Here is a 23,978-nt window from a genome sequence, read left to right as displayed (position 1 = left end):
CGTGGAGCTGATCGACACCCACACCCACCTGGATTTTCCGGACTTCGACGCCGATCGCCAGGCGTTGATGACCGAAAGCCGCGCCCTCGGGGTGCGGCGGATGGTGGTATTGGGGGTTTATCAGGGCAATTGGCAGCGGGTCTGGGACCTGGTGCAAGGTGATCGCGACCTGCATGCTGCGTTCGGTTTGCACCCGGTGTATCTGGACGATCATCGCCCTGAACATCTGACGGAACTCGGGGATTGGTTGACGCGGCTGTCCGGTCATCGACAACTGTGCGCGGTGGGTGAAATCGGCCTGGACTACTTCATCGAAACCCTCGATCGTGAACGCCAGCAGTCACTGTTCGACGCCCAACTGCAACTGGCAACAGACTTCAATCTGCCGGCACTGATCCATGTACGGCGCAGCCACGCGGCAGTGATTGCCACCCTCAAACGATTTCGCCTGAAACGTGCCGGCATCATCCACGCCTTCGCCGGCAGTCGCGAAGAGGCCCGGGAATACATCAAGCTTGGTTTCAAACTTGGCCTGGGCGGCGCCGCCACCTGGCCGCAGGCACTGCGCATGCACCGCGTTCTGGCCGAGTTGCCGCTCGACTCGGTGGTACTGGAAACCGACTCGCCGGACATGGCGCCCGCCATGTTTCCCGGCCAGCGCAACAGTCCGGCGCACTTGCCGGCGATCTGCGCATCACTGGCCGAGATCATGGCGATCAGCCCCCAACGACTGGCCAACGTCAGCACCGCCAATGCCTGCGAAGTGTTCAACTGGCAATAACTGACAACCCGCTCCCACCTTTGCTCTGCCTCGCGGCGTTAAACCCGAAACGCGCTGATCAGATGCTTGAGTTCCACCACCTGCGCCGACAACGCACGGCTGGCATCTTCGGTCTGGTGCGCCCCTTCGGCGGTGCGCTCACCGGCGCGGTTGATCTCGACGATGTTCTGGTCGATGTCGTGGGCCACGGCAGTTTGCTGCTCCACGGCGGCAGCGATCTGCTGGTTCTGGTCGACGATCATGCCCACCGCGCCAAGGATATTTTCCAGCGCCTGCTGGACCTTTTCCGACTGGCCGACGGTGCCGTTCGCCATCTCATGGCTCACCCCCATCGCCTTCACGGCAGCACCGACTCCGCCGTGGAGTTTGGCGATCATCTGCTCGATTTCTTCGGTCGATTGCTGGGTACGCTTGGCCAGTGTCCGGACCTCGTCCGCCACCACCGCGAACCCACGTCCCTGCTCTCCCGCCCGGGCCGCTTCGATTGCGGCATTGAGCGCCAACAGGTTGGTCTGTTCAGCAATGCTCTTGATCACTTCCAGCACGCGACTGATGGACTGGCTGTCGCTGGCCAGTTGATTGATCACCCGCACCGATTGATCGATCTCGCTGGCCAGCGCGGCGATGCTGCCCTGCTGGGATTGCACCAGCCCGCGGCCGCTGATGGTTTCGTCGTTGACACTGTGAGCACTGCTGACCGCGGCGGCGGCACTGCGCGCGACCTCCAGGGACGTGGCCGACATCTGGTTCATCGCCGTAGCGACCTGCTCGATCTGCGTACGCTGTCCGGCCACGGCCTGGTTGCTTTGTGCGGAGACGTTCTCCACCTGACCGGCCTGGCGCTCGACCTCGCTCACGGTCTGCCCCACACGCTCGATCAGGTCATGGATTTTCTTCACGGTGCCATTGAACACCTCTCCCAACTCGCCCAGCTCGTCACGGCTGTTGGCGCTGAAAGTGACGGTCATGTCGCCAGCCGCCACCTTGTCCATCACCCCGCCAAGGCGTTTGAGCGTGGTGCGGGTCGAAGCGTAGAAGCCGCCATACAGGTAAAAAATCAATACAAATACCACCGACAGCGCGACGGCCTGCAAGATCATGTGGGTTTGGTTCTGCTCCAGACGCTGTTGTAACTGAGTGCCGAGAAATTTAAGTGTGGCTTCGTTGAGCTGGTAAGTCTGGTCCATCAGGGCCGTGACCTGATCGTAAAAAGCCTGCCACGGCGCATCCAGCGTATCGGCCATCACCACTTGCTCTTCGAACAGCTCACTGGCCTTTTTCAGTGACAGCTTGCTGCTATCGGCCTGAGCCGCCAGGGTTTCACCCGCGGCTTTGCTGGAGGCCAGTGCGTCCTGCAATTTCAACCCATATTCGGCCTGGAGTTTTTCGATCTGCGCCAACAGTTCATCGAAACGGGTGCTCGACGATGAATTGAGAAAGCCCTGCCCCAACGAATAAGAACCCATCGCCCGACCGTCCCCCACCAGTTGGGTAACGGCCGGGGTGATATTGGTGATGAGTTCGGTCAACTGGCGCATGTCGCTTTGTGTATCGCGACTCAAACCCGCCTGGCTGGCGATGATCTGGCTGAAAATCTGTGCGTTGCCCAGCAATTTACCGATCAAGGCACTTTTGCTTTGCAGCGAGCTTTCCGACTGCTGCGCCTTGAAAGCGGTGATCATTTCATCGCGCTTGGCATCAAAAACGGCGATTTGCTCCGGGTCGGTGGTCATCGCCGTCAGCCCTTGCAAACGGTTCAAGACGCTTTGCCCCAGTGTGCCAATCTGCGCCTCGACATTGCCGGCCTTGCCGGACTGACCGAGGGCGACATTGATCTGCACCAGGTTGTTCAGGGTTTCCAGATCGCGCCGTAGTGTCAGGCTGCTGCCCAACAGGTCGAGGCTCTGCAGTTCGACCCGGGTGCCCTGGAATTCGCGATAGGAATCACGCACCAGATAGAAGTTGGTCACCAGCATCGGCACCAGGAACAGAACACTGATCAGGCTGAACTTCATGCCGAAGCTCAGGCGATTCATCAGCGCGACGGCGGGATAGAGCAAGCTCTTCACTGGAAGTCTCCCTTTGATTTCTTATTTTTATTGGCAGGCGCAGCTCGACAGCAGATAGCCACTATTGGGCGCTATCTCTATATAGCTCAAATCAGGGGAGTGTTTTGTAACTTAAGGTTAACGGCAAAAGATCGCAGCCAATAGTCGCTGCCACAGGCTGCAATCTTTTGATTTTGATCTATTCAATCAGGGCAGCACAGTCCACAACGCAAACCCCGCATACCAGAGTACCGCCGCCCGCAACAGCAACTCCCAGATCCGGTCGAGGTTGATGATGCCTTCAGGCCCGACCACCGGGGCCGGGATCTCGGCGGCCACCAGCCCGGCCTTTTCGATCAGTTGGGCCGCACTGATGTTCCAGTTCAGCAGCTCGTGCAACATCACCCGGCTGACCGCGACAAAGTTGCCGACCAAGGCAAAACTCGCCGCCAGCAAACGTACCGGCACCCAATCGAAGGCGTGGCGCAGTTGCGCAGCGCGTTCGACCACAGCAGGGTTTTGCCCGTGCTCTTCAGCCAGTGCCAGCAGCCGGTAGCTCAGGGCGGCGACCGGCCCCAACAGGAAGTACCAGAAAATCACCGCGAAGAAACTCTGGTAAGCCTCCCACAACAAATGCCCTTCGACTCTCTCCAGCAGTTGCTCGCCGCTGTCGGCGCAGATATCGAGGTCGCGTTTGGCGACATGAGCCGCGGCTTGCAGGTCCTCCCGGCGCCAGGCATCGCGAAACGGCCCCAGGCCGCCCAGCAGATCACCACGCCCCAGGCTGTAAATCACCACCAGCAGGTGCACCGGCAATGCCAACAGACCGTAAGCCACCGGGTCCAGCACCAGCAACAGTAAACCCAACAGCGCAACCGGCAACAGCACCAACACGACCAAGACCAGCCATGGGCTTTTTGCCATACGCGGATTGGATTCAAGCTTGTGCAACTCGCGCACCCAACCGCCATCTCGCTGAATCTGATGGCGCAGCGCCGAGAACTTCTCGATCCACACCGCCAGCAGCAACACCAGAAAACTCATTGTTTTTCCTCTTTTTCCAGCACGTCTTTCGCCAGTGCGGCACGATAGCGTGCCCAGTCGAAAGCCGGTCCCGGATCGGTTTTGCGCCCGGGCGCGATGTCGCTGTGCCCGCAGATGCGTTGTGGCGTTATGGCCGTGAAGGCGCTTTGCAGTTGCCGGGTCAGGGCAATCAACGCCTTGTACTGAGCATCGGTGAATGGCAGATCATCCGTGCCTTCAAGCTCGATGCCTACGGAAAAATCGTTACAGGTTTCCCGCCCCTCAAAACTCGAAACCCCTGCGTGCCAGGCACGCTCAAGGCAGGAGACAAACTGGGTGACGGTGCCGTCTCGCTCGATCAGAAAATGCGCAGACACCCGCAGATCAGCAATTCCCTCAAAGTAAGGGTGCTCCGTGACATCCAGGCGATTCTGGAAAAACTCCTGCACCTTGCCGGTGGCGAATTGCGCCGGTGGCAGGCTGATGTTGTGAATCACCAGCAGGGAAATTTCGCCCTTGGGGCGCGCATTGAAGTTGGGCGAGGGGCACAAACGCACGTCCTGACACCAACCGCTCGCGGGGTCCAACTGCATACCGATTCCTTCAACGACGACTGTGTTGGTGCCCAGTATGCCGTGATAGCCCCTCTGGAGGCGATCACTTGCCGCGATTGAGACGGAATAGGCCGTCGTCAGCGCTCGGCAAAAACACTTCGTCCAGCACTTCGACCATCGTCGGGTTTGCATGGGCGCTGCTCGGCTCAGGTTCAAACAACTGAAGGTGCAAACCTTCGAGCTCGGTGAAAAACTCGCTGGTGGTAAACGGATCGAATGCCGAGCCATTCAATCCCTCACGCAACCCCTTGAGCAAGTCCGGCACCAACGCCAACAAGCGTGAACGCGCTTCGGGCTCATCATGGCGCTGCACGCTCCAGATCAATTGTTCCATGGTCTGCGCAGCGACATGCCACTGCATCGACTGATCGCCATGCTTGAGGCAGGTCAGCAGCAACACTTTGCTCCAGGTTTCGTGGACGAACACCACCACGCTTCGCGGCAAGACCTTGCCGATCAGTGCCTGGTTCAACAGCCGCTCGACGCAGCGACGGGCCAACGCGGTTTGGGCACGAATTTCCTCGGCATCACGGGTCCGTTGCTCCAACCATTCACAACGGCGACGCTCTCGCGGATTGTCAGGCTCGACCGTCGCACTGGCGACCTGCCCCTCCACGCTCCGACATGCCGGTGCGGGCTGGAGATCGGCCAGCACGCCGGTGGCTATCAGCAATTGGTTAGCTTCGGCGTACAGCTGATCGGTCCCGCTCAGTACATAGCGGTCAAACAGCTTCAGGATGATCAACTTGACCTTGATCTCTACCCCCAAGCAGCGTCCGGCCTGCAAGAAGAACACGCAGAGCATCGTCGGCCCCATGGGATTGTGCTGTTCCATCAGTGACCTGCCCAGCAGAGTACTGAGACGGGCGGTAAGTTGGTCCAGGGCGAAACCGTCGCGGTTCAGTACTTTGTTGACCATCGCCTCCACCGCCACATTGCGCTCAAGCTCTTCATCGGGTAACGCCGCACAGGCAGCGATGGGCGGTGCCGAAGGCAACAACGTGTGGGTGGCGTTGTACTGGGTGAGGCGCACAAACGCTTCGAAGAACGCTTCGAAAAAAATACGCTCGATGCTTTTACGCTTCAGGCGCAGGTCACGCATCGCTTGAAAGAAAATATTCTGCTCGAGGTCATTGCGCGCCCGGTCGGCCATTTCGAACAGGGTGTCGTCGGCGTTGTCGAACAGTTCCTGCAAACCCTGTCGAAGCTGTTGTGTGGCTTTGTCGCGAACCTGAAGCAGAACCACGGGCAGGCGGGCGAGCGGCGAGTGAATCGCCTGGTTGGTGGTCGCCTTGCGTATAGGCACGACATTCCCGTCGTTGTGCATCCCGCCTCCTGAAACGGTGATCTTGCGAATCGTCAAAGTCATGACGCCAATTCCAAGGCGAATTATCTTGAAAACCGCACTCTTGTGCCAGAACACTCTGCATTGGCCTTCTTGCAGCCGACCGCTCGCTCACGGGAATCGACCAAATGCAGGCTCCGCAGCGCAAGGAACAGCGCAGATGCCTTGGGTTGCCTCGCACCATGGCCCTATAATCGGGCCACTTTGTTTGTGGAGCCCGTTATGCCGAATCTACGTCTCGCCGATTTGACCGCCGAAATCGAAGCCAACGTGCGCCGTGCGTTGCTCGAAGACGTCGGCAGCGGCGACATCACCGCGCAATTGATCCCGACCGAACGCCTGGCCAAAGCCACCATCATTACCCGCGACGCTGCTGTCATCTGTGGTACCGCCTGGGTGGATACCGTGTTTCGGCAACTGGACCCGCGGGTGGCGGTGCACTGGCAAGTCGCCGATGGTGAACGGGTCAAACCCAATCAAGTGCTGTTCCACCTCGAAGGGCCGGCCCGCTCGCTGCTGACCGGTGAGCGTAGCGCGCTGAACTTCCTGCAACTTTTGTCCGGCGTGGCCACTCGCGCCCAATACCTGGCGGACTTCGTGGCCCAAACTCAGGTGAAGTTGCTCGACACCCGTAAAACCTTGCCGGGGCTGCGACTGGCGCAAAAGTACGCAGTAACTTGTGGCGGTTGCCACAACCACCGCATTGGCCTGTATGACGCCTTCCTGATCAAGGAAAACCATATCGCCGCTTGCGGCGGAATCTCGCAGGCCATCGCCGCGGCACACAAAATCGCGCCGGGCAAACCGGTGGAGATCGAAGTGGAAAGCCTGGTTGAGCTCAAAGAGGCCCTGGCGGCCGGCGCCGATATCATCATGCTTGACGAACTGAGCCTTGATGACATGCGAGAAGCTGTACGCCTGAACGGCGGCAAGGCAAAGCTGGAGGCCAGTGGCGGGATCAATGAAAGCACTTTGCTGCCGATCGCCCAAACCGGTGTGGATTACATTTCCATTGGTGCAATGACCAAGGATGTGAAGGCTGTGGATTTATCGATGCGCTTGAGTCTCTGAGAGAAGCAGCTACAAGCTTCAAGCGGCAAGCTGACTTGCTTTGACTTGTAGCTTGTAGCTTGTAGCTTCTCTCAAACCACCAGATTGTTCATCTCGCAGTACTCTTCCCACTCGACGCCCAATATCTCTGCCGCTTCCTTGTGCAGCTTCAGGCGCTCGGCCTCGTATTCTTCCGGGGTGGTGGTGTACTTGAGCGTCAGCTCCCATGGCTGTAGCCCCTGGGCTTCTGCTTCATCCTCGAACGCCCACTGGATCTGGTCTTTCTGATCATCGGCTGGCAAGTCCTTGATCTCGTCCATCAATTCGGGTGCGTCCAGCACATACTTCTTCAGGGCTTCTTCGTGTCTGGCTTCTTGAGTCAATTCTTTAACGGTCATGGCGTTCTCGTTGATCTGGGGAATGGAAGATGGATCTGGATCATCAAGGATCTCTCTGACGCAAAAAACCGTTGGTAGTCCGGTTTATCTGGCCTTCAGGACCATTCTGGATCATCTGAAAACTGCTGGGCGAAGCTCATGCAGGCTCCGAATATAGGATGTTTGTCGGACGATTTACACGACTCTTTACATCAACCCCACAAAAAACCGCACTTCCCGTCAGTGGTGCCTGGGAACATAAATCAAAACGCCAAGTCATAGCGATGTGCCATATAGCACTTCACAAGGAACCTCAGTGATGCGCAGTTTTTCGAAGCTTTCGCCTGCTTTGTCCGCAACCGCAATGACTGCCCTCTTGGGTGCCATGGCCCTGCCAGGAACCGCTCTGGCGGGAATTGAACTGAGTAATAGCAGCGCGTACCCCAGCGATAAAATTACCGCCATTCACAGCGAGTTCGGCAAAGACGTGCTGATCAAATCAGATGTCGACGTTGGCGCCCTGAAAAAAATGCAAGACACCCTCAGCGATCAGACGCACCAGATCGAGGAACTCAAGCGCACGATCAACGAGCAGGAACGTGATCTGGATAATCTCGGCAAACAAGTGGAAGAGCTCAAGCGCAACAACGGCTCCAGTTCAAGTTCGAACAACAGCGAGATTTCGAACCTCAAGCGGGAAGTCAGTGATCAGGATCGCGAAATGGATCAGCTCAAGCGCACTGTCGAGGAGTTGAGCAGAAAAGTGAAATGAGGTGCAGCGTGGTGCCCGAGACAGGAATCGAACCTGCGACCTTCGCGTTACGAGTGCGCTGCTCTACCGACTGAGCTACACGGGCGGTGGGCTAAACCTAGCACTGACTATTGAGTCAGGCAACTTCATGAGTCGACTCAATTTCCTGCTGGCAAAAAAAGACCCCGCCGTTTTCGCGGCGGGGGCTTTTCTACAACGTTGGAGCGGTCAGGCTTGAGAGCGGATTAAACGCCCGAAGCCTTGGCTGCTGCCACGTCCTTGATGGACAGCTTGATACGACCGCGGTTGTCCACGTCCAGTACCAGCACTTCCACTTCCTGGCCTTCCTTCAGGATGTCGGTCACTTTCTCAACGCGAGCATCGCTCAACATCGAGATGTGAACCAGACCGTCCTTGCCAGGCAGGATGTTGACGAATGCGCCGAAATCGACGATGCGCTCAACCTTACCGACGTAGATCTTGCCGATCTCGGCCTCGGCGGTGATGCCCAGAACGCGCTGACGTGCTGCTTCAGCCGCTTCCTTGGTTTCGCCGAAGATCTTGATCGAACCGTCGTCTTCGATATCGATCGAAGCCTTGGTCTCTTCACAGATCGCACGAATGGTTGCGCCACCTTTACCGATGACATCACGGATTTTGTCGGTGTCGATTTTCATCGCGATCATTGTCGGTGCGTTTGCCGACAGCTCGGTACGCGACTGACCAATAATCTGGTTCATCTGACCGAGGATGTTCAGGCGCGCTTCCAGGGCTTGGCCCAGGGCGATTTCCATGATCTCTTCGGTGATGCCCTTGATCTTGATGTCCATTTGCAGCGCGGTCACACCTTTGGCGGTACCGGCTACCTTGAAGTCCATGTCGCCCAGGTGGTCTTCGTCACCCAGGATGTCGGTCAGGACGGCGAACTTCTCGCCTTCTTTAACCAGACCCATGGCGATACCGGCAACCGGTGCCTTCATCGGTACACCCGCGTCCATCAGCGCCAGGGAAGCACCGCAGACCGAAGCCATGGAGCTGGAGCCGTTGGATTCGGTAATTTCCGATACAACACGGATGGTGTACGGGAACACGTCAGCGGCCGGCAGCATGGCCTGAACCGAACGACGGGCCAGACGACCGTGACCGATTTCACGACGACCGGCGCCACCCATGCGACCACACTCGCCCACCGAGAACGGAGGGAAGTTGTAGTGCAGCATGAACGGGTCTTTTTTCTCGCCTTCCAGAGTGTCCAGCAGTTGTGCGTCACGGGCGGTGCCCAGCGTCGCGACTACCAGAGCCTGGGTTTCGCCACGGGTGAACAGCGCCGAACCGTGGGTCTTCGGCAGAACGCCGACTTCGATGTTCAGTGGACGAACAGTGCGAGTGTCGCGACCGTCGATGCGTGGCTTGCCGTTTACGATGTTTTCGCGAACGGTACGGTATTCGATTTCACCGAAAGCCGCTTTGACGTCAGCAGCGGAAGGCTGGCCTTCTTCGCCGGACAGCTTGGCAACCACTTGATCCTTCAGCTCGCCCAGGCGAGCGTAACGGTCGGCCTTGACGGTGATGGTGTAAGCCTGCGAGATCGCTTCGCCGAACTCGGAGCGGATAGCGCCCAGCAGTTCGGTGGCTTCGGCTTGCGGAGCCCAGGTCCAGGTTGGCTTGGCAGCTTCGGCAGCCAGCTCTTTGACGGCCTGGATCACGGCCTGGAACTCATCGTGTGCAAACAGTACCGCGCCCAGCATCTGGTCTTCGGTCAGCTCTTTGGCTTCCGATTCAACCATCAGAACGGCTTCCGAAGTACCGGCAACGACCATGTCCAGGCTCGAAGCAGCCAATTGCTCGTAAGTCGGGTTCAGCAGGTAGCCGGTGCTTTCGTGAAAAGCAACGCGGGCAGCGCCGATCGGGCCATCGAAAGGAATGCCGGAGATGGCCAGGGCAGCCGAAGTACCGATCATCGCAGCGATGTCCGGATCGGTCTTCTTGCTGGTGGAAACGACGGTGCAGACAACCTGCACTTCGTTCATGAAGCCTTCAGGGAACAGCGGACGGATCGGGCGGTCGATCAGTCGGGAAGTCAGGGTTTCTTTCTCGGAAGGACGGCCTTCACGCTTGAAGAAACCGCCAGGAATCTTACCGGCAGCGTAAGTTTTTTCCTGGTAGTGGACAGACAGAGGGAAGAAACCCTTGCCTGGATCGGCTTGTTTGGCACCGACTACGGTCACCAATACGCTGACGTCGTCGTCAACGGTGACCAATACTGCGCCGGAGGCCTGACGGGCGATACGGCCAGTCTCGAGGGTAACGGTCGACTGACCGAACTGGAATTTTTTGATTACCGGGTTCACGGTGTCCTACCTTCTTTTGTGGCTCTTGGGGAAACTGGTTTCTTGCGAAATTCTTGGGCAATGCCGGGAATCGGCCCGATCGGTTTGTCCAGGTGCTGACACTCAGGTAAAGCAGATATCCAGATAAAACTTGAGGCTGGGAGCCTGCCATGCACCTGCGGAAAACCCGCTGACGCATGACAGACAACCAACCTCTAGCGCAATCGCTTATTAGCGACGCAGACCCAGGCGACCGATCAGAGCGCTGTAACGGCTCACGTCTTTGCCTTTCAGGTAGTCCAGCAGCTTACGACGCTGGTTAACCATGCGGATCAGACCACGACGGGAGTGGTGATCTTTACCGTTGGCCTTGAAGTGACCTTGCAGTTTGTTGATGTTGGCGGTCAGCAGTGCAACTTGCACTTCTGGCGAACCAGTATCACCAACAGCTTGCTGGTAGTCGGTAACGATTTGAGCTTTTTCTTCAACGCTGAGAGCCATGAGGCAATCCTTTTATCAGGAAACTGTTTCAGAGAAACAGCTTCAACAGGCCAGGGACAAATCCCTGTATCTAAAAAAGAGTAGTGACCGTGCCTGTTGACAGCCACCCTCGCCAGCCTGCTGTTACACAGACTGGTTTCGGTCATTCTGACCGAATCAGTCGACGTGGCGCGATACGCCCGTCTTCACTCACTTCACCGATACCGATGAAGCGACCATTGTGATCCTGTACCCGCACCATGCCAAATTTCGGTGCATCGGGGGCACGTACCGGCTGGCCGTTGAGCCAGTAGAACGCGCTCGCTTCCGAAAACTGCAGCAACGGCCAATCCAGCAAGCCGCTGTCCGATGGCATCAGGAAGCGATCGACCGCTTCGTTGCCGCCTTCGGCATGTACCGCTTCCAGCTCTTCCAGGGTGACGGTCTGGGCCAGTGTGAAAGGCCCGGCCTGGGTACGTCGCAGTTCCGCGACGTAAGCACCACAACCGAGTTTCTCGCCGATATCCTCCACCAGGGTACGGATATAGGTGCCTTTGCTGCAATCCACTGCAAGCCGCGCAGTATCACCTTCGAAGGCCAGTAATTCCAAGCGCGTAATAGTAACAGAACGCGGTTCGCGCTCCACTACTTCGCCTGCGCGAGCCAGCTTGTACAGCGGCTGCCCATCACGCTTGAGGGCCGAGTACATCGGCGGTATCTGACTGATTTGCCCACGAAAATCCGGAAGCACTGCTTCGATATCGGCGCGACCAACGGTCACCGGGCGCTCCTGCAAAACTTCACCCTCGGCATCCGCCGTGGTGGTGGTTTTGCCCAGTTGCGCCAGGGTTTCGTACCCCTTGTCGGAATCGAGCAGGTATTGCGAGAACTTGGTGGCCTCACCGAAGCACAACGGCAACACACCGGTGGCCAGCGGATCGAGGCTGCCGGTGTGTCCGGCCTTCTCGGCGTTGAGCAGCCAGCGGACCTTTTGCAGTGCCGCGTTGGAGGTGAACCCCAACGGTTTGTCGAGCAGGACGATGCCGCTGACGTTACGACGGATACGTTTGACCTGAGCCACCGATTACTCCTTGGTGTCTTCGGCTTCTGCCGCAACCGGATGCTGATTGTCTTCAGCCACTGCGCGCTCGATCAAAGCCGACAGATGCGCACCGCGCACGACGCTTTCGTCGTAATGGAAGTGCAACTGTGGAACGCTGCGCAGCTTCATCTCCCGGGCCAACTGCATGCGCAGGAAACCGGCGGCGGAGTTGAGCACCTTGATGCTTTGTGCGATGTCTTCGCGGCTGTCCTGCCCCATCACAGTGATGAAGATCTTGGCGTGACCGACGTCACGGCTGACTTCCACAGCGGTAATGGTGACCAGGCCGACGCGCGGGTCTTTGACTTCACGACGGATCAGTTGTGCCAGCTCGCGCTGCATTTGATCGCCGATGCGTTGGGTACGGCTATATTCTTTTGCCATGTCTTGTTACCTGTTACTGCCCCATGGTGAAACCCATGAGGTCTGAAAGCGGCAAACGCCCGGCCTGACAAAAGCCAGACCGGGCGTTGCGTTTAGAGTCCGGGCGATGCGCCGTACATTTGCATGCGGCAGGCCATCACGGCTCTTGAAGTGTGCGAGTTAGAGGCTGCGAGCAACCTGAACCTTCTCGAAGACTTCGATCTTGTCACCGACTTTGACGTCGTTGTAGCTCTTCACGCCGATACCGCATTCCATGCCGGCACGTACTTCGGAAGCGTCATCCTTGAAGCGGCGCAGGGATTCCAGCTCGCCTTCGAAGATAACGATGTCTTCACGCAGTACACGGATTGGACGGTTACGGTGAACAACACCTTCGAGAACCATGCAACCGGCGATCGCGCCAAACTTAGGCGAACGGAACACATCACGCACCTCGGCCACACCCAGGATGTTCTCGCGAACATCGCTGCCGAGCATACCGGTCAACGCTTTCTTGACGTCTTCGATGATGTCGTAGATCACGTTGTAGTAACGCATATCCAGGCCTTCCTGCTCGACAATCTTGCGAGCGCCGGCATCGGCACGCACGTTGAAACCGAACAGTACAGCGTTGGAGGCCAGTGCGAGGTTAGCGTCGGACTCGGTGATACCACCGACACCGCCACCGACCACACGCACTTGCACTTCGTCGTTACCCAGGCCGTTCAAGGCACCGTTCAACGCTTCCAGCGAACCACGGACGTCGGATTTGAGGACGATGTTGAGCGTCTTCTTCTCTTCCTGACCCATGCTTTCGAAGATGTTTTCCAGCTTGCCTGCGTGAGCGCGAGCCAGTTTGACTTCGCGGAACTTGCCTTGACGGAACAGAGCCACTTCACGGGCTTTCTTCTCGTCAGCCACAACGCTCATCTCGTCGCCAGCGTCCGGGGTGCCGTCCAGGCCGAGAATCTCGACAGGGATTGCAGGACCGGCTTCCTTGATTGGCTTGCCGTTCTCGTCGAGCATGGCGCGGACACGGCCATAGTTCGAACCGACCAGGACCATGTCGCCTTGACGCAGGGTACCGTCTTGAACCAGAACGGTAGCCACCGGGCCACGGCCCTTGTCCAGACGCGATTCAACCACGACACCACGGCCGGGAGCCGAAGGCGTGGCCGTCAGTTCCAGAACTTCGGCTTGCAGCAGAACGGCTTCGAGCAATTCGTCGACACCAGTACCCATCTTCGCGGAGACCGGTACGAATGGAGTATCACCACCCCATTCTTCCGACGTCACGCCATGTACCGACAATTCGCTGCGGATACGATCGAGATCGGCGCCCGGCTTGTCGATCTTGTTCACTGCCACGACCAGCGGAACACCCGCGGCCTGAGCATGCTGAACAGCTTCAATGGTCTGCGGCATCACGCCGTCGTCTGCTGCAACCACCAGGATCACGATGTCGGTCGCCTTGGCACCACGGGCACGCATTGCGGTAAACGCGGCGTGACCCGGGGTGTCGAGGAACGTCACCATGCCACGGTCGGTTTCAACGTGGTACGCACCGATGTGCTGGGTAATGCCGCCGGCTTCGCCAGCCGCTACCTTGGCACGACGGATGTAGTCGAGCAGGGAAGTCTTACCGTGGTCAACGTGGCCCATTACGGTCACGACCGGCGCACGGGCAACCGCCTCGCCTTCAAACTTCAGGGACTCGGCCAGGGAATCTTCCAGGGCGGTGTCGCTGACCAGGGTCACTTTGTGGCCCAGCTCTTCGGCAACCAGCTGGGCAGTTTCCTGGTCCAGTACCTGGTTGATGGTCGCTGGAGTACCCAGTTTGAACATGAACTTGATGATTTCAGCAGCCTTGACCGACATCTGCTGGGCCAGATCGCCCACAGTGATGGTCTCGCCGATCTTCACTTCGCGCACGACAGGACCGGTAGGGCTCTGGAAACCGTGGGCGTTGCGCTTCTTCAGCTTGGCCTTGCCGCGACCACCACGACGGAAGCCATCGCTTTCTTCGTCGGTAGTACGTGGGGCAACGCGTGGAGCAGGCGCTTTTTCCTTGACTGAAGCACGATGCGGAGCGTTTTTGCGCTCGCCATCGCCACCACCGCGACGATTGTTATCGTCGGCACGTGGTTTGTCCGGACGGCGCGGCTCGTCCCGCTTGCGGGTGTCGGCAACCGGTGCAGCAGCCACGACCGGAGCGCTTTCACGCACAGGCTCGGCCACCGCAACAGGGGCGGCAACAGGTTCGGCTGGAGCGGTCGGCGCAGCAGCAGGCTGGCGACGCGCTTCTTCTTCGGCGCGGCGCTTGGCTTCCTCTTCAGCCTTCTGACGAGCAGCATTTTCTACTGCGCGACGTTCTTCCAGTTCACGCTTGCGCTCGGCTTCGATTTCTTCCGGGCTGCGCTGTACGAAGACTTTCTTCTTGCGTACTTCAACACTGATGCTTTTGCTGCCAGCAACACGCAGGGTGCTGGTGGTTTTACGCTGCAGCGTGATCTTGCGTGGTTCTTCCACTTTCGCCTTGTGGCTGCTTTTCAAGTGAGTCAGCAAGGATTGCTTCTCACTGTCAGTCACACTTTCTTCGGCGGCGGTGTGCGGCAGACCTGCCTCACGCATCTGCTGCAACAGGCGCTCTACCGGTGTTTTGACCTCATCGGCCAGTTGTTTCACCGTGACTTGCGTCATGCACTTCTCTCCTCAGGCCGCGCCTAATTACTCGAACCAGTGGGCTCGGGCGGCCATGATCAACTTGCCGGCACGATCATCGTCAATGCCGTCGATGTCGAGCAGATCGTCAATAGACTGCTCGGCCAGGTCTTCGCGGGTAATTACGCCGCGCACCGCCAGTTCCATCGCCAAATCCTTGTCCATACCCTCAAGCGAGAGCAGGTCTTCGGCCGGATGGGCGTCTGCCAGCTTTTCCTCAGTAGCGATGGCTTTGGTCAACAAACGATCCTTGGCACGAGCGCGAAGCTCGTTGACGATGTCTTCGTCAAAGCCCTCGATGTTGAGCATTTCTTCCAACGGTACGTAGGCAATCTCTTCCAGGCTGGTGAAGCCTTCATCAACCAGCACCTGCGCCAGCTCTTCATCGACTTCCAGCTCTTCGATGAAGTTGCGCAGGATGTCACCGGTTTCTGCTTGCTGCTTAGCCTGGATGTCCGATTCGGTCATCACGTTCAGGGTCCAACCAGTCAATTGGCTGGCCAGACGCACGTTCTGACCACCGCGACCGATGGCCTGAGCCAGATTGTCTGCACCAACGGCGATGTCCATGGCATGGGCATCTTCGTCGACGATAATTGCTGCGACCTCGGCCGGGGACATGGCGTTGATCACGAACTGAGCCGGGTTGTCGTCCCACAGGACGATGTCGACACGCTCACCACCCAACTCACCCGACACGGCCTGGACGCGCGAACCGCGCATACCGATGCAAGCGCCCTGCGGGTCGATGCGTTTGTCTTTGGAGCGCACGGCGATCTTGGCGCGCGAGCCCGGGTCACGGGACGCAGCCATGACTTCGATCAGGCCTTCGGCGATTTCCGGCACTTCGATGCGGAACAACTCGATCAGCATTTCCGGCGCGGTACGCGACAGGATCAGCTGCGGGCCGCGGTTCTCGGTGCGGATTTCCTTGAGCAGTGCACGCAAGCGCACACCAACCCGGAAAGTCTCGCGAGAAATGATGTCTTCACGAGCCAGCAACGCTTCGGCGTTATTACCCAGATCAACGATCACGTTGTCGCGGGTTACTTTCTTCACGGTGCCGGAGATGATTTCTCCCAGGCGCTCGCGGTATGCGTCAACAACCTGGGCGCGCTCGGCTTCGCGAACTTTCTGCACAATAACTTGCTTGGCAGTCTGTGCCGCGATACGACCGAACTCGATCGACTCGATCTTTTCTTCGACGACATCGCCGACCTTGGCACCAGGATGCGTCTCTGCAACCTTGCTCGGCCAGGTTTCGATGGCCGGATCGTCCAGGTCTGCTTCTTCGACGACCGTCCAGCGACGGAATGTCTCGTAAGCACCGGTGTGGCGATTGATTTCCACACGCAGATCAACTTCGTCCTCGAAACGCTTTTTGGTAGCAGTGGCCAGAGCCAGCTCCAGCGCTTCAAAAATTACGCTTGCCGGTACACCCTTTTCATTGGATACCGACTCAACAACCAGCAGTACTTCTTTGCTCATCGTACGCCTCGCCTTTCGCAAGCCATTGGATCCGCGGGATCCGCGTCTCAGTCAAAACTGGGAATAATGTTGGCCTTGTCGATCATATCGATCGGCAACAGGAACTCATGGTCATCTACCTGCACCACGACATCCTGCTCTTCTACACCGCGCAGAAGGCCCTGAAAGTTGCGTCGACCCTCAAAAGGCGAGCGCAACTTGATCTTCACTTGTTCACCGGCAAATTTTGCAAACTGCTCAAGAGTGAACAGTGGGCGTTCCATGCCAGGCGAGGAAACTTCAAGGGTGTATTCAACGGAGATTGGATCTTCAACATCCAGGACGCCGCTGATCTGACGGCTTACGATGGCGCAATCGTCCACCAGCACGCCGCCCTCTTTATCAATATAAACGCGCAACATTGAGTGACGACCTTGAGCCGAAAACTCAATACCCCAGCATTCATAGCCTAGGGCCACGACCACCGGGGCCAGCAAGGCCTGCAACTCTTCTAGCTTGCTCGACACCTGAACCCCCTAGTGCATGTATGTGCATGCTATGCAAAATAAAAAAATGGGCTAAACGCCCATCCTTGAAACGCCGTCGAACAGCGGCGTTGAAAGTGTCCAGCTAACAAAAAGCCCCTTAAAAGGGGCTCCTTAAACTGGTTGCGGGGGCCGGATTTGAACCGACGACCTTCGGGTTATGAGCCCGACGAGCTACCAGACTGCTCCACCCCGCGACAAAGCTGGGGCGGAAGTATACGACCGATCCCTGACAGGGTCAATGTAACCTTCCACCTGCAAGAAAGCCCGCAACAGCGGGCTCTCCTGACTAATTGGTACCGAGAAGGGGACTCGAACCCCTACACCCTATGGGCACAACCACCTCAAGGTTGCGTGTCTACCAATTCCACCACCTCGGCAATACTACGTTTGAAACCCTTCTTACTTCTGCTCTTGAGCTGGAGGCACGTCAGTCGCTGGAGTAGCCGACTTTTGCTCTTGAAGCACCGGGACATCGTCAGAAGCCGGTTGTTGCTTTGGAACTTCCAGTACCGCTGGATTTGGGAGACCTACTTGAGTCAGCTGGTGAGCCTTCTCTTTAGCAAAGTAACCTAACCCCAAGCTGGTTATGAAAAAACCTGCGGCAAGTATAGCAGTAAACTTACTAAGAAAGGTAGAGGAACCTTGGCTTCCGAACACAGTATTTGAAGCACCTGCTCCGAAAGACGCGCCAGCATCCGCACCTTTACCCTGCTGCAGCAATACCAGAGCTACTACGCCCAATGCACCCAGCAGATGAAAAACGACTACGACTGTTTCCAGCATTTTTTCAGTTTCCCGCGGCGCGACAAATCGCACCGAACTCATCTGCATTCAGGGAAGCCCCACCAATGAGACCCCCATCGATATCCGGCATGCCGAACAGTTCGACCGCATTGGCCGCCTTCACGCTGCCGCCGTATAGAAGCCGCACACCTTGCGCGACTTCAGAATTTTCTGCCGCCAACTGAGCGCGGATGGCTGCATGCACATCCTGGGCCTGTTGCGGCGAAGCAGTCAGCCCGGTACCAATGGCCCAGACCGGCTCGTAAGCAATGACTGCATTTGCAAAAGCACCGACACCCAGCTCTTCGATGACGCTGTCCAGCTGACGCCCGACAACCTCAAGGGTTTGTCCGGCTTCGCGCTGCTCAAGGGTTTCCCCTACACACAAAACCGGAATCATGCCGCATGCCTGTGCCGCCGCGAACTTGCGAATCAGCATTCCGTCCTGCTCGCCCATAATCTGGCGGCGCTCAGAGTGCCCGACAAGCACCAGGGAACAACCTGCATCCACCAACTGACTCGGCGAAACCTCACCAGTCAACGCACCTTGCCCGGATTCCACTGCAGAATTCTGCGCACCGACCGAAATCGACTTTCCTTTCAAGCCATCAATCACTTGATTGATATGCAGGCAAGGCGGGAATACCGCGACATCAACACCGCTCGGCAAGGCCATTTCTTTCAGGCCGTTGATCAGCTCAGCGACGCTGGCGCGGGTACCGTGCATCTTCCAGTTACCAGCTACCATAGGGCGACGCATGCTGTACCTCGTCGGTCAAAGTGGGCGCAGATGTTACCCAACACAATCATGGCTGGCAAGCCGAATTCAGGCAGAAACTTCAGTTACCAGTTTTGCCAGCTCTTCGGCGTAGGCACGAACTTGCTTTTCATCTTCGCCTTCGACCATCACACGCACCAACGGCTCTGTGCCGGACTTGCGCAACAGCACACGCCCGCGCCCCGCCATGGCCTTGGTCACACGCTCGCTGGCTTCCTTGACCGCCGGATGATCCAACGGACTTGTGCCACCACCGAAACGTACATTGATCAGCACCTGAGGGCACTTGCGCAGCGCTTGGCGGGACTGAGCCAACCCTTCGGAACGCGTCCTCAGCGCCATCAACACCTGCAGCGCAGCGATGATCGCATCGCCGGTAGTCGTGTGATTGAAGCAAACGATATGACCGGAATTTTCACCACCCACCAGCCAATTGCGCTCCAGCAGGTCAGCGATCACATAACGGTCGCCGACATTGGCGCGCACGAATGGAATAGCCAGGTCCGCCAACGCCAATTCAAGGCCCAGGTTACTCATCAATGTACCGACCACACCGCCCTGCAACTTGCCCCGCTCATGCAGATCGCGAGCAATAATGAACAGCAACTCGTCACCATCAACGATTGTACCGGTGTGATCGACCATCAGGACTCGATCGCCATCGCCATCGAATGCAATTCCCAGATCAGCATGCTCAGCCAGGACCGCGGCCTGCAATTGCCCCATATGGGTCGAGCCACAGTTGTCGTTGATGTTCAATCCATTGGGTTGCGCAGACAGCACCACGACTTCAGCACCCAGCTCACGGAACACGCTAGGCGCGACTTTGTAAGTCGCACCATGGGCGCAGTCGAGAACGATCTTCAACCCGGAAAAACTGGTACCGGTTGGCACGCTGCTCTTGCAGAACTCGATATAGCGGCCGGAGGCGTCATTGATTCGCGAGACCTTGCCGATCTTGCTCGACTCGACCACGGTCATCGGCGTGTCCAGCAGCTCTTCGATCATCAGCTCCAGCTCATCCGGCAGCTTGGTGCCTTTGCCAGAGAAAAACTTGATGCCGTTATCGTCATGAGGGTTGTGCGAGGCGCTGATCACGATTCCGGCCTCAGCCTGGAACGTGCGCGACAAATAGGCGATGGCCGGCGTCGGCATGGGGCCGAGCAGCATCACGTCAGCTCCCGCCGACGTCAGACCGGCCTCAAGCGCCGACTCGAACATATACCCGGAAATCCGGGTGTCCTTACCGACGAGTACCTTGCAGGCCCCCATCTTGCGGAACGCCATGCCCGCAGCCCAGCCGAGCTTGAGCATGAAATCAGGAGTAATCGGGTACTCACCGACTCGACCACGAATGCCGTCAGTACCAAAGTATTTTCTAGTCATAATCGCTCCATCACTCTTATTCGGCTGATTCCACTGCGGCGATCATCCTCACCACATCGACTGCTTCCGCCACATCATGGACGCGCAATATACGCGCCCCCTTGTGCGAAGCCAGCGCCGCCAGGGCAAGTCCGCCATACAGGCGCTCATCCACTGGACGACTCAACGCCTGGCCTATCATGCTCTTGCGCGAAACCCCGACCAACAGGGGGCGGCCCAGGGCGTGCAAGGCTTCCATATGCTTGAACAAGCTTAGATTGTGCTGCAAGGTTTTGGCGAAACCAAACCCCGGATCAAGAATGATCCGTTCAGCGGGAATTCCCACTGAGGCGCATTCAGCCATGCGCCCGGCAAGAAACTCGCCCACCTCCTTGGTAACGTTCTGGTACTGCGGGTTGTCCTGCATGTCGCCCGGCTCACCGAGCATATGCATCAAACAGACCGGCAACCCCGTGGCCGCCGCTGCATCCAGCGCACCATCGCGGCGCAGCGAGCGCACGTCGTTGATCAAACCAGCCCCCAGCCGTGCGGTTTCGCGCATGACCGCCGGCGTGGAAGTATCGACCGAGATAATTACATCCAGCTCGCGATGTATTCGCTCAACAATCGGAGCGACACGCTCAAGCTCTTCCAGTGGCGAAACCGCCCTGGCGCCTGGTCGTGTCGATTCACCACCAACATCGATCAGTGTCGCGCCAGCTGCCACCATGGCTTCGGCGTGGCGCAAGGCGGCATCGAGCTGGCTGTATTGACCGCCATCGGAGAAGGAATCGGGAGTGACGTTGAGGATGCCCATGACGTGCGTCTGGGCCAAATCAAGAACCCGGTTGCCGCAAGGCAACCGGGTCGAGGACTGAACAAAAGTCATTTCAAACCTTAAACGTCAGCAGCCGGACCGCCGATAGGTGTTTGCGGGCGCTCATCCTGCACTGCCGGTGGCGTTCCGGAAGTACCGGTACCACCCGACCAATCGCGAGGTTCGCGAGGAGTACGTCCAGCCATGATGTCGTCAATCTGCTCGGCATCAATGGTCTCGTATTTCATCAGGGCATCTGCCATGGCGTCGAGCTTGTCACGATTATCCGTGAGGATCTGTTTCGCCGTGCCGTAGCACTGATCGATAATGCTGCGCACTTCGGAATCGATCAGCTTCGCCGTCTCACCCGAGAAGCTTGCATTCTGACCACCACCCCCTCGACCGAGGAACACTTCGCCCTCTTCTTCGGCGTACATCAATGGACCGAGCTTCTCCGAAAGCCCCCACTTGGTCACCATGTTCCGCGCAATCTGACTGGCACGCATGATGTCGTTGGAGGCACCGGTGGTAACACCGTCGAAGCCCAGGGTCATCTCTTCTGCGATACGGCCACCGTACAGCGAGCAGATCTGGCTGATCAAGGCGCGTTTGGACAGACTGTAGCGATCCTCTTCCGGCAGGAACATGGTCACACCCAGCGCACGACCGCGCGGAATGATAGAGACCTTGTACACCGGATCATGCTCTGGCACGACGCGACCAACGATAGCGTGACCCGCTTCGTGGTACGCGGTGTTCTGTTTTTCTTTCTCGGACATGACCATGGATTTGCGCTCGGCGCCCATCATGATCTTGTCTTTGGCCAGTTCGAATTCTTTCATTTCGACGATGCGCTTGCCGGCACGGGCGGCGAACAACGACGCCTCGTTCACCAGGTTGGCCAGGTCAGCACCGGAGAAACCGGGTGTACCACGGGCGATCACGGCAGGAGCAACATCGTCACCCATTGGCACCTTGCGCATGTGGACCTTGAGAATCTGTTCACGACCGCGAATATCCGGCAGACCAACCACAACCTGACGGTCGAAACGGCCCGGACGCAGCAGCGCAGGGTCCAGTACGTCAGGACGGTTGGTCGCGGCAATCACGATGATACCGTCATTCATTTCGAAGCCGTCCATCTCCACCAGCAACTGGTTGAGAGTCTGCTCGCGCTCATCGTGACCGCCGCCCATGCCGGCACCACGGTGGCGACCGACGGCGTCGATTTCATCGATGAAGATGATGCATGGGGCGTGCTTCTTGGCCTGTTCGAACATATCGCGAACACGGCTGGCGCCCACACCGACGAACATTTCAACGAAGTCGGAACCGGAAATGGTGAAGAACGGTACTTTGGCTTCGCCGGCAATGGCCTTGGCCAGCAAGGTCTTACCGGTACCCGGAGGACCGACCATCAGCACACCACGAGGGATACGACCACCCAGGCGCTGGAACTTGCCCGGATCACGCAAGAACTCGACCAGCTCGCCAACTTCCTCCTTGGCTTCGTCGCAACCGGCAACGTCAGCCAGCGTGGTCTTTACCTGATCCTCGGAAAGCAGGCGTGCCTTGCTCTTGCCAAAGCTCATTGGCCCGCCCTTGCCACCGGCACCGCCCTGCATTTGCCGCATGAAGAACATGAACACGGCAATGATCACCAGAATCGGGAAGCTCGCCACCAGGAGCTGAGTCCAGATGCTTTGCTGTTCAGGCTGCTTGCCTTCGACCACCACGTGGTTATCCACCAGATCGCCGATCAGACCGTTGTCCTGAATTGCCGGACGAATGGTCTTGAAGCTGTCGCCATCGTTACGCTTGCCGGTAATCACGTAGCCATCAACCGCCACGCGCTCGACCTTGCCATCCTTGACCTGCTGGATGAAGTCGGAATAGTTGAGGGTCTGCGGCTCGTTAGGGCTGGAGAAGTTGTTCATCACCGTCACCAGGACAGCCGCGATGATCAACCACAGGATCAGATTCTTTGCCATATCGTTCAATTAACTACCCTCTGAAGCAAGCGCCGCTAATGGCGCGCGCTTCGCATGATATTCACCGGCCTAACTTACTACATTACCTACAACTCTGGCAGGCGCCGTCTGTAACCCTTTGTGAAACACTTCCTACACAATATTCGCTATTTCTCACAGGGCGAAATACGAAATTCCTATTGCCCCGCAAAAAAACCCGCTTTATTCACTCCGACCGCGGTAGCCCCAAGCCAGCATGTATTGCTCGCGGGAACTGCCACGGGAAGAGTCCGGCTTGATCATCTGGACCTTGTCGAATTTCTGACGAGCGTCCTTCACGTAAGCATCAAACCCTTCACCCTGAAAAACCTTGATCACGAAATTACCACCCGGCTTGAGTATCCGAGCCGCCAGATCAAGAGCCAGCTCGCAAAGAAACATGGCTTTGGGCATATCCACGGCAGGCGTACCACTCATATTGGGGGCCATATCGGAAATCACAAGGTCCACCTGCGAATTACCCACGGCCTCCAGGATACGAGCAAGCACTTCGTCCTGGGTAAAGTCACCCTGGATGAAAGTCACGTCCGGAATGCTGTCCATTTCCAGGATGTCCGAGGCGATCAGACGCCCCTGACCACCGATCAGCCGGCTAGTGACCTGCGACCAGCCACCGGGCGCCGCCCCCAGGTCGACAACGGTCATGCCCGGACGGATCAGCTTGTATTTCTCCTGGACCTCCAGAAGCTTGTAACTCGCACGCGAGCGATAGCCATCCTTCTGCGCCTGCTTCACATAGGGATCATTGACATGTCGTTTCAGCCAACCAAGGCTTGTCTTGGAACGCGCCATTGGGCACCTCGATGATAAGGGTCGTGATTAATTGGGCGGATCCACGAACCCTCGGGTAAAATGGCCGCCATTTTACAGAATCCAGACGAAAGGGTCAGATTATGCCGCTCACTCAAGAGCAGAAGAAACAGTACAAATCCATTGGCCACCATCTGAAACCAGTTTTGATTGTGGCTGACAACGGTCTGACTGAAGGTGTGCTAGCCGAACTTGAACGCGCTTTGGCGGATCACGAACTGATCAAGATCAAGCTCAACATCCTGGATCGCGAATCGCGCCTGGCGTCCATTGCAGAACTGTGCAAAGCCGGCAAAGCGGACCTGGTTCAGGTCATCGGCAAAATGGCACTGATTTACCGCAAGAACTTCAGCGTCAACAAGCAGCTGTCGAACGTCCATCGCTTCAAGTGATGG

22 protein-coding genes and 3 tRNA genes are annotated in these 23,978 nt (G+C 57.7%); 4 read left to right on the top strand and 21 right to left on the bottom strand.

Annotated elements, in window-relative coordinates; genetic code table 11:
- The first annotated feature begins 1 nt into the window (after position 1).
- Complete coding sequence (locus AC07ZE_RS04610; RefSeq protein WP_207261724.1) at positions 2 to 781, top strand: TatD family hydrolase; 780 nt, start codon at positions 2 to 4, stop codon at positions 779 to 781.
- Between the two features lie 38 nt (positions 782 to 819).
- Here AC07ZE_RS04610 and AC07ZE_RS04605 read toward each other — a convergent pair whose 3' ends face one another.
- From AC07ZE_RS04605 to AC07ZE_RS04590, 4 genes are all read right to left on the bottom strand, one after another.
- The gene (locus tag AC07ZE_RS04605; protein WP_404940885.1) at positions 820 to 1,524 is read right to left on the bottom strand and encodes a methyl-accepting chemotaxis protein; all 705 of its coding nucleotides are present in this window, start codon (positions 1,522 to 1,524) and stop codon (positions 820 to 822) included.
- 1,512 nt (positions 1,525 to 3,036) lie between these two features.
- Positions 3,037 to 3,873 (bottom strand): regulatory signaling modulator protein AmpE, encoded by an 837-nt coding sequence (ampE, locus tag AC07ZE_RS04600; protein WP_207261720.1) that lies wholly within the window; start codon positions 3,871 to 3,873, stop codon positions 3,037 to 3,039.
- On the bottom strand, positions 3,870 to 4,445 hold the full coding sequence (ampD, locus tag AC07ZE_RS04595) for a 1,6-anhydro-N-acetylmuramyl-L-alanine amidase AmpD (RefSeq protein WP_207261718.1): 576 nt from the start codon (positions 4,443 to 4,445) through the stop codon (positions 3,870 to 3,872). Before ampD ends, ampE begins: the two co-directional genes overlap by 4 nt.
- Positions 4,446 to 4,509: 64 nt before the next feature.
- On the bottom strand, positions 4,510 to 5,793 hold the full coding sequence (locus tag AC07ZE_RS04590) for a DUF1631 family protein (RefSeq protein ID WP_207267761.1): 1,284 nt from the start codon (positions 5,791 to 5,793) through the stop codon (positions 4,510 to 4,512).
- Between the two features lie 240 nt (positions 5,794 to 6,033).
- Between AC07ZE_RS04590 and nadC the strand changes: the two genes are divergently transcribed.
- The gene (gene nadC, locus AC07ZE_RS04585; protein WP_207261715.1) at positions 6,034 to 6,882 is read left to right on the top strand and encodes a carboxylating nicotinate-nucleotide diphosphorylase; all 849 of its coding nucleotides are present in this window, start codon (positions 6,034 to 6,036) and stop codon (positions 6,880 to 6,882) included.
- 71 nt (positions 6,883 to 6,953) lie between these two features.
- Here the strand turns inward: nadC and AC07ZE_RS04580 are convergent, their stop codons facing one another.
- Complete coding sequence (locus AC07ZE_RS04580) at positions 6,954 to 7,259, bottom strand: DUF6388 family protein (RefSeq protein WP_095193990.1); 306 nt, start codon at positions 7,257 to 7,259, stop codon at positions 6,954 to 6,956.
- A 298-nt stretch (positions 7,260 to 7,557) separates the two neighbouring features.
- Between AC07ZE_RS04580 and AC07ZE_RS04575 the strand changes: the two genes are divergently transcribed.
- The gene (locus AC07ZE_RS04575; protein WP_207261713.1) at positions 7,558 to 8,010 is read left to right on the top strand and encodes a hypothetical protein; all 453 of its coding nucleotides are present in this window, start codon (positions 7,558 to 7,560) and stop codon (positions 8,008 to 8,010) included.
- Positions 8,011 to 8,019: 9 nt separating this feature from the next.
- Here AC07ZE_RS04575 and AC07ZE_RS04570 read toward each other — a convergent pair.
- The 16 genes from AC07ZE_RS04570 to rlmE all read right to left on the bottom strand — a co-directional run bounded on the left by AC07ZE_RS04570 (position 8,020) and on the right by rlmE (position 23,565).
- Positions 8,020 to 8,095, bottom strand: a tRNA-Thr gene (locus tag AC07ZE_RS04570).
- Between the two features lie 139 nt (positions 8,096 to 8,234).
- Positions 8,235 to 10,340, bottom strand: coding sequence for a polyribonucleotide nucleotidyltransferase (gene pnp, locus AC07ZE_RS04565; RefSeq protein ID WP_096513505.1), 2,106 nt, complete (start codon positions 10,338 to 10,340; stop codon positions 8,235 to 8,237).
- Positions 10,341 to 10,550: 210 nt separating this feature from the next.
- Positions 10,551 to 10,820 (bottom strand): 30S ribosomal protein S15, encoded by a 270-nt coding sequence (rpsO, locus tag AC07ZE_RS04560; protein ID WP_002555121.1) that lies wholly within the window; start codon positions 10,818 to 10,820, stop codon positions 10,551 to 10,553.
- A 142-nt stretch (positions 10,821 to 10,962) separates the two neighbouring features.
- The gene (gene truB, locus AC07ZE_RS04555; protein WP_207261711.1) at positions 10,963 to 11,880 is read right to left on the bottom strand and encodes a tRNA pseudouridine(55) synthase TruB; all 918 of its coding nucleotides are present in this window, start codon (positions 11,878 to 11,880) and stop codon (positions 10,963 to 10,965) included.
- Positions 11,881 to 11,883: 3 nt separating this feature from the next.
- Complete coding sequence (gene rbfA / locus AC07ZE_RS04550; protein ID WP_095193994.1) at positions 11,884 to 12,285, bottom strand: 30S ribosome-binding factor RbfA; 402 nt, start codon at positions 12,283 to 12,285, stop codon at positions 11,884 to 11,886.
- Between the two features lie 159 nt (positions 12,286 to 12,444).
- On the bottom strand, positions 12,445 to 14,964 hold the full coding sequence (gene infB, locus AC07ZE_RS04545; protein WP_207261701.1) for a translation initiation factor IF-2: 2,520 nt from the start codon (positions 14,962 to 14,964) through the stop codon (positions 12,445 to 12,447).
- A gap of 27 nt (positions 14,965 to 14,991) precedes the next feature.
- On the bottom strand, positions 14,992 to 16,473 hold the full coding sequence (gene nusA / locus AC07ZE_RS04540; protein ID WP_207261700.1) for a transcription termination factor NusA: 1,482 nt from the start codon (positions 16,471 to 16,473) through the stop codon (positions 14,992 to 14,994).
- 47 nt (positions 16,474 to 16,520) lie between these two features.
- Entirely contained in the window at positions 16,521 to 16,979 is a 459-nt protein-coding gene (rimP, locus tag AC07ZE_RS04535) for a ribosome maturation factor RimP (protein WP_007915250.1), read from the bottom strand.
- A 138-nt stretch (positions 16,980 to 17,117) separates the two neighbouring features.
- Positions 17,118 to 17,194, bottom strand: a tRNA-Met gene (locus tag AC07ZE_RS04530).
- A gap of 97 nt (positions 17,195 to 17,291) precedes the next feature.
- Positions 17,292 to 17,377 (bottom strand) — tRNA-Leu (locus tag AC07ZE_RS04525).
- A 22-nt stretch (positions 17,378 to 17,399) separates the two neighbouring features.
- Complete coding sequence (secG, locus tag AC07ZE_RS04520; RefSeq protein ID WP_017336473.1) at positions 17,400 to 17,783, bottom strand: preprotein translocase subunit SecG; 384 nt, start codon at positions 17,781 to 17,783, stop codon at positions 17,400 to 17,402.
- A 4-nt stretch (positions 17,784 to 17,787) separates the two neighbouring features.
- Complete coding sequence (tpiA, locus tag AC07ZE_RS04515) at positions 17,788 to 18,543, bottom strand: triose-phosphate isomerase (RefSeq protein ID WP_207261699.1); 756 nt, start codon at positions 18,541 to 18,543, stop codon at positions 17,788 to 17,790.
- Positions 18,544 to 18,609: 66 nt separating this feature from the next.
- Complete coding sequence (gene glmM, locus AC07ZE_RS04510; protein ID WP_207261698.1) at positions 18,610 to 19,947, bottom strand: phosphoglucosamine mutase; 1,338 nt, start codon at positions 19,945 to 19,947, stop codon at positions 18,610 to 18,612.
- Positions 19,948 to 19,963: 16 nt separating this feature from the next.
- Complete coding sequence (folP, locus tag AC07ZE_RS04505; RefSeq protein WP_207261697.1) at positions 19,964 to 20,815, bottom strand: dihydropteroate synthase; 852 nt, start codon at positions 20,813 to 20,815, stop codon at positions 19,964 to 19,966.
- Between the two features lie 8 nt (positions 20,816 to 20,823).
- A complete protein-coding gene (gene ftsH / locus AC07ZE_RS04500; RefSeq protein WP_077046416.1) occupies positions 20,824 to 22,734 on the bottom strand; it encodes an ATP-dependent zinc metalloprotease FtsH in 1,911 nt (636 codons plus the stop codon).
- A 201-nt stretch (positions 22,735 to 22,935) separates the two neighbouring features.
- Positions 22,936 to 23,565 (bottom strand): 23S rRNA (uridine(2552)-2'-O)-methyltransferase RlmE, encoded by a 630-nt coding sequence (gene rlmE, locus AC07ZE_RS04495; RefSeq protein WP_096513513.1) that lies wholly within the window; start codon positions 23,563 to 23,565, stop codon positions 22,936 to 22,938.
- 101 nt (positions 23,566 to 23,666) lie between these two features.
- On the opposite strand from rlmE, the gene AC07ZE_RS04490 reads away from it, so the two are divergent.
- Positions 23,667 to 23,975: a YhbY family RNA-binding protein gene (locus AC07ZE_RS04490; RefSeq protein WP_017336468.1), complete on the top strand. Its 309-nt coding sequence runs from the start codon at positions 23,667 to 23,669 to the stop codon at positions 23,973 to 23,975.
- Positions 23,976 to 23,978 lie beyond the last annotated feature (3 nt).

Source organism: Pseudomonas sp. GW101-3H06, assembly GCF_059424605.1.
Note: the sequence above shows the minus strand (reverse complement) of the source record. Positions and strands in the feature narration are given on the sequence as shown.